This is a genomic window from Polynucleobacter sp. MG-28-Ekke-A2 (genome assembly GCF_035012985.1).
Taxonomy (GTDB): Bacteria; Pseudomonadota; Gammaproteobacteria; order Burkholderiales; family Burkholderiaceae; genus Polynucleobacter.
The window spans coordinates 313,254-326,343 of record NZ_JAYGQU010000001.1 but is presented as its reverse complement, the minus strand read 5'-3'; the positions used below and the strand labels follow the sequence as shown (position 1 = coordinate 326,343).

At 47.4% G+C, this 13,090-nt stretch carries 9 protein-coding genes and 1 pseudogene; 6 read left to right on the top strand and 4 right to left on the bottom strand.

Annotated elements, in window-relative coordinates; all coding sequences use genetic code 11:
- Both VC188_RS01650 and VC188_RS01645 read left to right on the top strand, forming a co-directional pair.
- Positions 1 to 120 (top strand): annotated as a pseudogene (locus VC188_RS01650) (IS30 family transposase); the annotation flags it as partial.
- A 48-nt stretch (positions 121 to 168) separates the two neighbouring features.
- Positions 169 to 999, top strand: a complete 831-nt coding sequence (locus VC188_RS01645; RefSeq protein WP_323482821.1) for a sulfurtransferase — start codon at positions 169 to 171, stop codon at positions 997 to 999.
- A 6-nt stretch (positions 1,000 to 1,005) separates the two neighbouring features.
- On the opposite strand, the gene VC188_RS01640 is transcribed toward VC188_RS01645, so the two are convergent.
- The 3 genes from VC188_RS01640 to polA are packed head-to-tail and all read right to left on the bottom strand — an operon-like array spanning position 1,006 to position 5,522.
- Positions 1,006 to 1,788, bottom strand: coding sequence for a ZIP family metal transporter (locus tag VC188_RS01640; protein ID WP_370624667.1), 783 nt, complete (start codon positions 1,786 to 1,788; stop codon positions 1,006 to 1,008).
- Positions 1,785 to 2,660, bottom strand: a complete 876-nt coding sequence (locus tag VC188_RS01635) for a dienelactone hydrolase family protein (protein WP_216192119.1) — start codon at positions 2,658 to 2,660, stop codon at positions 1,785 to 1,787. The genes VC188_RS01640 and VC188_RS01635 overlap by 4 nt, the downstream gene beginning before the upstream one ends.
- A gap of 36 nt (positions 2,661 to 2,696) precedes the next feature.
- On the bottom strand, positions 2,697 to 5,522 hold the full coding sequence (polA, locus tag VC188_RS01630; RefSeq protein WP_323482820.1) for a DNA polymerase I: 2,826 nt from the start codon (positions 5,520 to 5,522) through the stop codon (positions 2,697 to 2,699).
- A gap of 116 nt (positions 5,523 to 5,638) precedes the next feature.
- Here polA and VC188_RS01625 point away from each other — a divergent pair, with 116 nt between their 5' ends.
- Genes VC188_RS01625 through VC188_RS01615 form a run of 3 tightly spaced genes read left to right on the top strand, consistent with a single transcriptional unit; the run spans position 5,639 to position 7,783 of the window.
- The gene (locus VC188_RS01625; protein ID WP_323482819.1) at positions 5,639 to 6,010 is read left to right on the top strand and encodes a hypothetical protein; all 372 of its coding nucleotides are present in this window, start codon (positions 5,639 to 5,641) and stop codon (positions 6,008 to 6,010) included.
- A gap of 22 nt (positions 6,011 to 6,032) precedes the next feature.
- A complete protein-coding gene (locus VC188_RS01620) occupies positions 6,033 to 7,007 on the top strand; it encodes a homoserine kinase (RefSeq protein WP_323482818.1) in 975 nt (324 codons plus the stop codon).
- Complete coding sequence (locus VC188_RS01615) at positions 7,004 to 7,783, top strand: BPSS1780 family membrane protein (RefSeq protein ID WP_215320845.1); 780 nt, start codon at positions 7,004 to 7,006, stop codon at positions 7,781 to 7,783. Before VC188_RS01620 ends, VC188_RS01615 begins: the two co-directional genes overlap by 4 nt.
- 8 nt (positions 7,784 to 7,791) lie before the next feature.
- Here the strand turns inward: VC188_RS01615 and VC188_RS01610 are convergent, their stop codons facing one another.
- Entirely contained in the window at positions 7,792 to 10,158 is a 2,367-nt protein-coding gene (locus VC188_RS01610) for a UvrD-helicase domain-containing protein (RefSeq protein WP_323482817.1), read from the bottom strand.
- Positions 10,159 to 10,182: 24 nt separating this feature from the next.
- Here VC188_RS01610 and VC188_RS01605 point away from each other — a divergent pair, with 24 nt between their 5' ends.
- On the top strand, positions 10,183 to 13,074 hold the full coding sequence (locus tag VC188_RS01605) for a valine--tRNA ligase (protein ID WP_323482816.1): 2,892 nt from the start codon (positions 10,183 to 10,185) through the stop codon (positions 13,072 to 13,074).
- The last annotated feature ends 16 nt before the right edge of the window (positions 13,075 to 13,090 follow it).

Below are 13,090 nucleotides of genomic sequence, written 5' to 3'. Positions count from 1 at the left end.
GATAAGGAGCTTAGAATGATCCAAGACCGTTTAAACAACCGACCTAGAAAACGATTAGGATTTAAAACCCCCAATGAAGTATTTATGCAGTCCTTAAACCGTGTTGCACTTCGTGTTTGAATCTACGCCTTTTATTAATAACCCTCATCACCAAAAATAGGAAGCATCATGACTCCTCTAATCACAGCTAACCAGTTAGAAGAAATCATTAATAGTGGTGAAAATGTATTGCTCTGTGACTGTCGCTTTGATTTAGTCGACCCACTGATCGGCAAAAAATCCTACGAAGAAAGTCATATTCCTGGTGCCATTTATGTAGACCTCGATAAAGATCTCTCAGGAAACAAGACTGGCACGAACGGCAGACATCCCCTGCCCAGTCCAGAAGCCTGGGCTAAAACTAAAACGCGCTTGGGCATTAACCCCAATACCTTAGTAGTTACCTATGACAAACAAGGCTCAGTGTATGCCAGCCGTTTGTGGTGGATGCTTAAAGCCACAGGGCATGCCAATGTTCAAGTTCTGGATGGCGGCTTAGATTCTTGGAATGGTCCCATGGGTTCTATTCCAAGAGCGTCCACCCCTTGCACCGAAGCCATTGGAGTGATGCCTTATGCGGGACTGGTTTTAGTCGATGAAGTGGTGGCTAATCTAGAGACAAAGAAAAACAAAATCATCGATGCACGCACTGAAGATCGCTTTCATGGTCAAAATGAAACGCTTGATCCAGTTGGTGGCCATATTCCGGGAGCGATGAATCGCTTCTTTAAAAATAATCTCAATGCGACTGCATTCAAAACTCCTGAGCAATTATTCAAAGAATTTTCAGAATTCCTCGGGACCACTAAAGCCTCTGCAGTGATTCATCAATGTGGATCTGGCGTCACCGCTTGTCATAATCTTCTAGCGATGGAGCTTGCTGGCTTTAAAGGCTCGCGCCTGTATGCAGGTAGCTGGAGCGAATGGTGCGCAGACCCCAAAAGGCCTGTTGAGCTTTAAAGCTTGTTAGTGCAATAAGGACAATAGGATCACAAACCCTACACCACAAGCAATCAAGACCGTCTGACGTAAAGACTCGACCCAGTGAGGGCGACGGTGCATTTGCGGGATGAGATCACTCACTGCAATATAAATAAAACTACTAGAAGCAATCACCAATAAATATGGCATCGCTGCATGCGCTTTTTCTAAGAAGAAATAAGCCAATACGCCACCCACTACTGCTGATAAACCGCAGATAAGGTTGTACAACAAGGCTCGTGCACGGGAAAAGCCAGCATTTAACATGACAATGAAATCACCGATCTCTTGCGGGATTTCATGGGCAATGATCGCAATGGCCGTAAAAATGCCCACTTGATGGTCGGCCATAAAGGCTGCAGCAATCAAGATGCCATCTACGAAGTTATGAATACCATCGCCAACCAAAATCATCCAGCCACTACGCCCAGCATTTTCTGCATCATGGCCATGGTGATGGTGGTGCCCATCACCTTCGTGATGGTGGTCGTGTCGCAATAATGCGATCTTCTCAAGCAAGAAGAAACCCAATAACCCAGCAAGCAAAGTAGCAAATAAGAACTGAGGTTTTGCACCTTCCATGCTAAATGCTTCAGGCAAGGAGTGGAGTAAAGCGGTTGCTAGCAATATGCCGACCGATAGGCTCACCATATTGTTGACCATCTTGGAGAGCATGGCCAAAGAACAGCTTGCGGCCACCAAGACGCTAGCAGTTCCCGCTAACGCAGTCACCAGGAGAATACTTTGTAAAACAGTCATCGAGCTTATGCCACTCCGTTTTTCTGAAACCAGGCTAGGCACTTTTCCCAACCATCTTTCGCAGGACCTTCACGATAGCTTGCGCGGTAATCAGCATGGAATGCATGGGGGGTATCTGGATAAACTACAAATTCACAAGCCTTGGCGACAGGATTCTTGGGGGCGGCCTCTGCCAAAGCTGCGCGCATTTGATCAATACTCTCCAAAGAAATTCCGGTATCAGCGGCGCCATACAAGCCGAGCACTGGCGCCTTTAAATCAGCAGCAATATCTATAGGATGGCGAGGATTGCCCTCAGTCTTCTCGCCGATCAGACGACCGTACCAAGCTACACCGGCACGCACCTGCGGCAAGGTTGCGGACAACCAAGTAATACGACCACCCCAACAGAAGCCAGTAACACCGACGCGCTTTAAGTCACCGCCATTTTTGCCAGCCCACACTAAAGCAGCTTGTAGATCATTTAAAACCTGAGCATCAGGAGTCTTGGCCACAATATTAGTCATAATTTCAGCAATAGTGCCGTAAGTATTAGGGTCGCCTGCGCGCGTAAAAAACTCTGGGGCAATCGCAAGATATCCCAACTTTGCAAAACGTCTGGTGACATCAGCAATGTATTCGTGCACACCAAAAATCTCGCTCGCCACAATAATGATGGGCAAAGAGCCTTTCGCTTTTTCAGGTCGAGAGACATACGCTGGTAACTGAAAGCTACCAACGGGGATCATCTGCTCACCAGCTTTAATGCCTTTGAAATCCGTTTCAATAGCCGCAGCCATGACAGGCTCGGATGCCCCTACAAATCCAACCCCAATAGCAGTCACGCCAATTGCAGATGTTTTCATAAAATTGCGTCGACTATTTTGAATGTCTTTACTCATTACCTTATCTCCTGGCCTGCATTTCTCATTGAATACTTAGTGCGCCTCTTCCCAATTATCGCCAATCCCAATACTAACCACCAAAGGCACCTTTAACTGAGCGACATTGCACATCAAACCGGGTAATTTGGCCTGTACTACTTCAAGCTCATCAAAAGGCACATCTAGGACCAACTCATCATGAACCTGTAGTAGTAGCTTGGTTTTGAGCTGCTCTTTTTCGAGCCAATCCTCAACTGCGATCATGGCCAATTTGATTAAGTCAGCTGCGGTGCCTTGCATAGGGGCATTAATTGCTGCCCGCTCAGCACCTTGGCGTCGCGGACCATTGGAGCCCTTGATCTCTGGCAACCAAAGACGTCGCCCAAAGACCGTCTCTACATAACCATTCTCTCTTGCTTCGAGACGTGTACGCTCCATATATTGAGCCACCCCTGGATAACGATCGAAGTATTTGGCTATATAGTTTTGCGCAGCAGAACGCTCAATACCTAAGTTGCCAGCTAACCCAAAAGCGCTCATACCGTAAATCAGGCCAAAGTTAATTACCTTGGCGTAACGACGTTGCTCAGAGTTGACATCATCCAATGGAACACCAAAAATCTCTGCTGCAGTGGCTTGGTGAACGTCCTTACCCTCTTTAAATGCCGTTAAGAGATTTTCATCTTCGGCGATATGTGCCATGATGCGCAACTCAATTTGGGAATAATCTGCCGACAACAATTTACATCCGTCTGCTGGAACAAAGGCCTCACGAATACGACGCCCCTCTTCTGTTCGCACTGGAATATTTTGCAAGTTTGGATCGCTTGATGCTAGGCGACCTGTGACTGCAGTAGCTTGAGAAAAGTTCGTGTGAACGCGGCCCGTCTTGGGATCGGCCATGCGAGGAAGCTTCTCAATATAGGTAGACATTAGCTTCGCCAAACTGCGGTAATCCAAAATGCGCGCAGGCAAGGGATAGTCTTCCGCTAACTTCTGCAACACTTCCTCATCGGTAGAGGGTGCACCTGAAGGCGTCTTTTTAATTACCGGAAGCTCAAGTTGTCCAAATAAAATTTCTGCGATCTGCTTAGGTGACTGAATATTAAAAGGCTGACCTGCTAGCTTGTGAATTTCGCCTTCTAACTCAAGCAAACGTTTGCCCACCTGCTGGCCTTGTTTGGCCAATAATCCTGAATCAATCCGAATGCCGTTACGCTCCATGATGCCGAGCACACGCATAGCGGGCATTTCTACCTTTTCGTAGATATAGAGCAAGCCTGAGTTTTCTTGAATCTGTGGCCATAATTCCAAATGCAGACGCAAAGTAATGTCGGCATCTTCTGCCGCATAGTCTGTCGCAATTTGGAGGTCGACTTGGTCAAAGCCAATCTGGTGAACGCCTTTGCCGCAGACCTCTTCATAGCGAATGGTTTTCATGCCCAGATGGCGTTCGGCCAAGCTGTCCATATTGTGGGGCATGTGCGACTCGAGCACATATGACTCTAGCAAGGTATCGAATGCAACACCCTTTAAGGTAATGCCATAGTTTGCAAAAATATGGGCGTCGTACTTTAAATTTTGACCTACTTTTAAATTCGTTACGCTTTCCAACCAAGGCTTCATACGCGCAAGCACTAGGTCACGATCAAGTTGTACTTCACCGTTGCGGTGAGCAACTGGAATGTAACAAGCTTCACCCGGCTTTACTGATAAAGAAATTCCAACAAGTTCTGCCGCAAGCGCATCAAGACTAGTAGTTTCCGTATCAACTGCTGTTAATTCAGATGCCTCAATCTTCGTTAGCCACCTCTCTAAACTCGCTTCATCCACCACGCATTCGTAGTGACGCTCAACTGCATCTTGCGAGTCTCGAGTTGCTTGTGATAAATCCTTGGTCGGCGAGCTGGCAATCACGCGGGTCTTTTTTTCCTCATCAGTACCTGTGCCAGAAGAAGAAATTGGACTGCCTGCTAAATCAAATTCGGCCATCTCACCTTTATTCTCTGGGCTTGTAAGCTTCTTTTCAACGTCACGCAACCAAGTCTTAAATGCATAGCGCTCAAATAATTCACGTAATAAAGGCGCGTCTTCAGACTTGGCATGCAAGTCATCTAAGCTTGGTAAATGGGGCGATAAATCACAATCGGTTTTTACCGTAATGAGTTGACGAGCTTGCGGCAGCCAAGGAAGCGTAGCGCGCAAGTTTTCACCAACTACGCCTTTAACTTGATCGGCATTTGCCATCAAGTTATCGAGATTACCAAATTCCGCTAGCCATTTATTGGCCGTCTTTGGTCCCGCCTTCGGAACACCTGGCACGTTATCGACGGTATCGCCGATGATAGATAAATAATCCACAATCAATTCTGGTGGTACGCCAAACTTTTCTTTGACACCTTCGATATCTAGCTTTTCATTTGTCATCGTATTGATGAGGGTGACTGAAGGATTTACCAGTTGCGCCAAATCTTTATCGCCCGTGGAGATGATGGTTTCCCAACCCGCTTGCGTAGCTTGGCAAGCCAACGTCCCAATGACATCGTCCGCCTCAACACCGGAGACCATCAATACGGGCCATCCTAAAGCCTTCACCATGGCATGAATTGGCTCAATCTGTTTAACCAAATCCTCAGGCATGGGGGAGCGATGCGCCTTGTATTCTGAGTACATTTCGTCGCGGAAGGTCTTCCCTTTAGCATCAAAAACACAGGCAATATGGTCGGCCTTAAGCTCAGATCGGGCCCGGCGCATCATATTCACCATGCCATAAATAGCCCCAGTAGGCTCTCCAGCCCCATTTCTGAGGTCTGGCATGGCGTGGAAGGCGCGATAGAGGTAGCTAGAACCGTCTACCAACAAGAGTCTATGTTTAGTCATACCGCAATCGTACAATCTAGTTGTGAATTGCCTACAGGTCTGGTTAGGGAACCGACCGAGAGTAGGCTTGAAAAGGTGAAAAAATGCATTATTTAACGAACTTAATTAGCCGCTCAATGAGTCAAAGCCTAACCCTAATGAGTTTTTTGGTGGTTTTTGGACTTTTTGGCACCACTTCAGCCCACGCTCAGAATAACAGCCAGGCACTGAGCCCATCGGAATTAAACCGTATCAATAGTCAGCCACTCGCACCCGCTGTGAGCGCAAGTGGCGCGACATCCAACCCTGAGCAACGCAAGCCAAACTATCAATACCGAGACAAAAACGGCACCACTGTAACCGAATACAAAGATGTCAATTCTCCAACGCAGGTAGATGTAAAAACGCCCTATACCAGTTATGAAATGGCGCCGCCTACAACAGTAATGCCAGGACCCCCAAAAGATACTGATCTGATCAGCGTTCCTAGCGTCAGCATTCCCTTTTAACTTAAAAAGCATTTATTGATTTATGGCTGTATTTACCCCGATCGAGCTTGAGGATATTTCTCAATGGATTGCTCAAGACTTTGATATCGGCCAAGCCACTGAAATTCGTGGCATTCATGGTGGTATTGAAAACTCTAATTTTTTCTTAGATACCACTAAAGATGGCAAGAAGCAGGAATATGTTTTAACAATCTTTGAAAGATTATCTGCGGAACAACTTCCTTTCTACTTAGAGTTAATGCGCCACCTAGCAAACAAAGGTGTGCCTGTACCCAAGCCGATCGAGAATAAACAGGGCAACATTCTTTTTGCCCTCAAAGGCAAGCCGGCAGCCATTGTTACCAAGCTACCAGGCCTTTCCAGACTCCAACCAGAAGCCAATCATTGCGCTCTTGTTGGCGAGATGCTAGCGAAGATGCATTTGGCTGGAAAAGATTTTCCAAAGTCCCAAGAGAATCTTCGTAGCGTTGCTTGGTGGCAGAAAACAATACCTTCGGTATTACCAAACTTAAGCACGCCCCAGAAAGAGCTCATTACTCATGAGTTACAAACTCAAGAGGAATTTTTTGCCTCAGGCACCTATGATGGATTGCCGCAAGGGGCGAGTCATTGCGATCTCTTTCGCGACAATGTTTTATTTGATCCCAAAGGATCTGATATCTCTCAAGATCATTTGGGTGGCTTCTTTGATTTTTACTTTGCTGGCACTGATAAATGGCTATTTGATATCGCCGTCACTGCCAATGATTGGTGTCTTGCAGATAACAAGCAAGATTTAGATCCTGCTCGCTTAGACGCGTTCATGAAAGCCTATCAGTCAGTTCGCCCTCTCACCAAAGAAGAGCAAGCTAGCTGGCCACTCATGTTGCGTGCAGCAGCTTTACGCTTCTGGGTTTCAAGACTCTGGGACTTCTATTTGCCGCGTGATGCGCAGATGCTAACCCCGCATGACCCTACGCACTTTGAACGCATTCTTTTAAGTCGCCGCTCACTATGAAACTGAATTCCGTAGCACCCAAAGAAGGCTACACCTGGATTAGACAAGGCATTTGGCTCTTTAAACAAAATCCCTTGGGCTTTTTAATGCTGGTCTTTATGTACGTCTTTGCAGCGCAACTAGCAGTCGTCATTCCAGTGATTGGCGTCTTTGCAGTTCTTCTGCTCACGCCAACTCTTTCTGTTGGATTCATGACCGCTTGCCGCCAAGGCATTCAAAAGGAGCGCATTAGGCCGATGGTCTATTTGATCGCCCTGCGGTCAAGTCTTATTGTGCGAAAGAGAATTCTGCAATTAGGCCTGGTATATGCCGGCATGATTTTGTTGCTCAGTTTTATCTTGAGTCTCTTGGTTGACTTTGAATTACTCTTGCCATTAATGACTAGCGATAAACCCATCACACCCGAGGCTTTACGTCAGGTTTACTTGGTGCTTTTATTTGGCGCCATACTGTACATACCAGTAGCAATGTTGATGTGGTTTTCACCAGTCTTAGTTGCATGGGCCGATATGTCTGTGCCACAAGCACTCTTCTCTAGCGCATTAGCGTGCTGGGCCAATAAAGCCGCGTTCTTTCTGTATTTAGCTATTTGGAGCGCCATTCTGATTGCCATTCCGCTAACAGTGGGAATGATTTTTGATGCGCTTGATCTGGGGCAGGCAGCCTCGTTCATCATCGCCCCGATTTCTATGGCGGGCTTGACGATAATGCACTGCTCTTTTTATGCGACTTGGAAAGCTTGCTTCACAGAAGATGAAGTGGTGTTGCCTGTTTAATTGATTTATCAGTCAATCGCAGCAAGCTTTGCAATACTCAGCTGTAACCACTTGATGCCATGACGCTTGAAATTAACCTGCGCCCTTGCATCGGCATCCACACCCTCTAAACCAGTCACGCGTCCTTCACCGAACTTCGTATGAAACACATTCTGCCCAATGGTGAACGGGTAATTTCCGCGAGGCGGAGAGGCCAGTCTTTTCACTTCCATCGAAGCTGAACCAACTCGCTTCGCCGGTCTTTGACGTTCAGAGCCTGAATCAAAAAAATCATTCGACTCATATTCGCGTTGACGGGTATAGCCATCTTGCCACGTGGATCCCGATCTTGAGCTGCCACCACCCCAGCGAGCATCTCTTGCTTTAGGGGTGAGCCATTTCAATGAATCGGATGGAAGCTCTTCTAGGAAGCGGGAAGGCATGTTGTAGCGTACCTGGCCATGCAACATCCGTGATTGAGTGTGTGAGAGATACAGACGCTCCTTGGCACGTGTAATCGCCACATACATCAAACGTCGTTCTTCCTCCAAGCCGTTTTGCTCATTCACACTGTTCTCATGGGGAAATAAACCCTCTTCAAGACCGGTAATGAACACTGAAGTGAACTCTAAACCCTTGGCTGAGTGCACCGTCATTAACTGCACAGCATCTTGTCCGGCTTGGGCTTGATTATCGCCAGCCTCTAATGAGGCGTGGGATAGGAAAGCGGCCAAAGGTGAAACCTCGACAACGCCGGGAGCATTTTCCTCCGGCAACATTGCGGCGGCTGCATCTTGACCGTAACCTTCCTCAGCAATAAAGGCAGTGGCAGCGTTAATCAATTCCTGCAAGTTCTCGACGCGATCTTGTCCTTCACGCTCAGAGAGGTAGTGCTGAATCAAGCCACTATGCTGAATTACAAATTCGACTGTTTCTGGCAAAGTGTTGTGACGGGTGGCTTCACGCATGTGGTCTACTAAACGCACAAATCCACTTAGCGCAGCACCGGCTTTACCTTCTAAAGTAGAGGCAGCTAGGTATAAAGAACATTGTTGTGCCCTGGCAGCATCTTGCAAGGCTTCAATTGATCTCGCCCCAATTCCGCGGGTTGGAAAATTCACTACTCGAGAGAATGAAGTGTCGTCATTTGGATTCTCGAGCAAGCGTAAGTAGGCGAGCGCATGTTTAATTTCAGCGCGCTCGAAGAACCGCAAACCGCCGTACACACGATACGGAATACCCGCAGAAAATAATGCGTGCTCAATAATGCGTGACTGTGCATTGCTGCGATAGAGTAAAGCTACTTCAGTGCGCTTGATGCCACTATTGACTAAAGCCTTGATCTCGTCCACCAGCCAAGCTGCCTCGGCATGATCACTAGGCGCCTCATAAATACGGACTGGCTCGCCATGACCAGCATCGGTTCGCAGGTTTTTACCAAGGCGCTCGGAGTTATTCGCAATGAGGTGATTAGCTGTATCTAGAATATGGCCGTGTGAGCGATAGTTCTGCTCTAACTTCACCATCAATGGGTGGTATTGCTTTTCATAGAGACGCATGTTTTCAACGTCGGCGCCACGGAATGCATAAATACTTTGATCATCATCGCCCACCGCAAAAACGGAACTACTACCCATGCCACTGACATTGATGCGACTTACGTCATGACCAGACAATAATTTAAGCCATGCATACTGCAAGGCGTTGGTATCTTGAAACTCATCAATCAAAATATGACGGAAGCGCTCTTGATAGTGAGTCCGAATCGCTTCGCTATGTTTGAGTAATTCATAACTGCGTAATAAGAGTTCAGCAAAATCCACCACACCTTCGCGTTGGCATTGCTCATCGTAAGCCGCATACAGTTGCGCCATCTTGGCTTGGAAATCATCACCAAGCGCTAAATCTTTTGCGCGTTGACCGCGCTCCTTGGCGTGGGCAATAAAGTATTGCAACTGCTTTGCAGGATATTTTTCATCATCGACTTTTAAACCCTTTAAAAGGCGCTTAATTGCCGATAGTTGATCTTGGGTATCTAAGATTTGGAAAGTCGACGGTAAACCCGCTTCCTTGTGATGAGCGCGCAATAAACGATTACAAAGACCATGAAAGGTACCAATCCACATCCCCCGCGTATTGATTGGCAGCATGGCACTGAGACGAAGCATCATCTCTTTGGCAGCCTTATTGGTGAAGGTCACCGCTAGGACGCCAATAGGGGATACCTGGCCGGTCTGAATCAACCAGGCTATACGGGTGGTGAGGACGCGGGTCTTGCCGCTCCCTGCCCCAGCCAAAATCAAGGCTGATTGGGCTTGGCCATTTTCGTGGACGGGCGGGAGGGTCACTGCCTCGCGCTGTTCTGGATTGAGGTTCGCGAGCAAGTCTGAGTACATCAGCCCAATTATAATTTGCCTCTTATGCCAAATGCCTCAAATACCCCTAATTCACCAGCGGCTAGCTCAGCGGACGAGCTCGCTAAATCCTACGAACCCGCCCCGATAGAGGCCTACTGGGGTCCAGAGTGGGAACGCCGAGGTATCGCCGACTCCACCATGGATGAGGGCAAGGGGGACTTTTCTATTCAGCTGCCCCCACCTAATGTGACCGGCACTCTGCATATGGGTCACGCATTCAATCAAACCATCATGGATGGCCTGGTTCGTCATGCTCGTATGACAGGCAAAAATACTTTATGGGTACCGGGCACAGATCATGCCGGTATTGCGACTCAAATTGTTGTGGAGCGTCAACTCGATGCTCAAAAAGTTTCTCGTCATGATTTAGGTCGTGAAAAGTTTTTAGAAAAAGTTTGGGAGTGGAAAGAAACTTCCGGCAACACGATTACCCGTCAAATTCGTCGCCTAGGCGCTTCGATTGATTGGGGCAAAGAATATTTCACGATGGACAGCAAGATGTCCAAGGCAGTTGTCGAAGTCTTTGTTCGCCTACATGAACAAGGTTTGATTTACCGCGGCAAGCGCTTGGTGAACTGGGATCCTGTTTTAGGTACGGCAGTTTCTGATTTAGAAGTAGTGAGCGAAGAAGAAGATGGATCAATGTGGCATATCCGCTATCCATTGACCGATGGCTCTGGCCACCTCACTGTTGCCACTACCCGCCCAGAAACACTATTGGGTGACGTTGCCGTCATGGTGAACCCAGAAGACGAGCGCTATAAACATCTCATCGGCAAGTCAGTGGGTTTGCCTTTGTGCGATCGCCAAATCCCCGTGATTGCTGATGACTATGTGGATTTGAATTTTGGTACTGGCGTTGTAAAAGTCACTCCTGCGCATGACTTTAATGACTATGCAGTAGGTCAACGCCATCAGTTACCAATGATCAACATCCTCACTTTGGATGCCAAGATCAATGAGAATGCTCCGGCTGCGTATCAAGGTATGGAAAGATTCGCAGCACGCAAGCAAGTCGTTTCTGATTTAGAGGCTGCTGGCTTATTGGAAAAAGTTCAGCCCCATAAATTAATGGTGCCACGCGGTGATCGCACCCAAACCATTATTGAACCCATGCTCACTGACCAATGGTTTGTGGCGATGTCCAAACCTAGTCCCGATAACAAGTATCAACCCGGCTCCTCGATTGCTGGCGCCGCCTTAGATGCAGTAACCAAGGGCGATATCAAGCTGGTTCCAGAAAACTGGATTAACACCTATACCCAGTGGTTAGAGAATATTCAAGACTGGTGCATCTCCCGTCAACTCTGGTGGGGCCATCAAATCCCCGCTTGGTATGGCGATGATGGGCAAATTTTTGTGGGGCGCTCCGAGGAAGAGGCTAAAGCGAAAGCTGCTGCGGCTGGTTACACCGGCAAACTCAACCGTGACCCTGACGTTCTGGATACTTGGTTCAGCTCTGCGCTCGTACCATTTAGCTCTTTAGGTTGGCCAGAAGAAACGCCTGCCTTAAATCACTTCTTGCCTTCATCTGTTTTGGTGACTGGCTTTGACATCATCTTTTTCTGGGTAGCACGCATGGTCATGATGACCTGCCACTTCACCGGAAAAGTACCTTTTCATACCGTCTATGTTCATGGCCTGGTTCGGGATGCTGAGGGTCAGAAGATGAGCAAATCTAAAGGTAACACTTTGGATCCAATTGATTTGATTGACGGCATCAAGATTGAAGAACTAGTAGGCAAGAGAACTACTGGCCTCATGAATCCAAAACAAGCCGAGAGTATTAGCAAGAAAACAAAGAAAGAGTTTCCGGATGGTATTCCTGCGTTTGGCACTGATGCCCTGCGCTTTACTTTTGCCTCCCTAGCATCGCTTGGTCGCAATATTAACTTTGATCAAAAGCGTTGCGAAGGCTATCGCAATTTCTGTAACAAACTTTGGAATGCCACTCGCTTTGTGCTCATGAATTGCCCTGGTGACGATGAAGACAATGGCTTTGCGCCTTGTGACAACCAATGCGGTCCTGATGGCTATTTGGATTTTTCACCAGCCGATCGTTGGATCGTTTCTCAACTACAAAGGACTGAAGCCGAGGTAGCTAAAGGCTTTGAGGCTTATCGCTTTGACAATATTGCCAGCAGCATTTACCAATTTGTTTGGGATGAGTATTGCGATTGGTATCTAGAGCTTGCTAAAGTGCAATTGCAGACTGGTACACCAGCACAACAACGTGCAACCCGCCGCACCCTCTTGCGCGTTTTGGAAACTATTTTGCGCATGGCGCATCCTTTAATTCCATTTATTACCGAAACGCTTTGGCAAACTGTTGGCCCTAAATCTGGAAAAGTTTTAGCCCAGCAAGAAAAACAAACCATTGCGCTCCAACCTTATCCTGTTGCTCAGCCTGAAAAGATTGATGAGCAGAGTGAAGCCTGGGTTACGCAGATCAAAGCAATTGTGGATGCCTGCAGAAATCTTCGTGGCGAGATGCAGGTGCCTCCCGGTCAAAAAGTACCCCTCTGGATTTGTGGTCCAAAAGAGTTCCTCGAAAAAGCGACCCCTTATCTCATGGCGCTTGCTAAATTAACTGAGGTCAAAATCTACAGCGATGAATCTGTTTTAGAGAAAGATGCCCCGGGCGCCCCAATTGCTTTGGTGGGCAATATCAAGCTCCTCCTCAAGATTGAAGTAGATGTTGCTGCTGAGCGTATTCGTCTTGGCAAAGAAATTGAGCGTCTAGCTAATGAAATCAATAAAGCCAAGGGCAAATTAACCAACGAAAGCTTCGTGGCACGTGCGCCAGCCGAGGTTGTTGCCCAAGAAAAACAACGTCTAGCAGGCTTTGAGCAAAATCATGAGAAGCTTGTTGCACAATTAGAGCGTCTCAAATAAAAGCAGCTAAATAAAG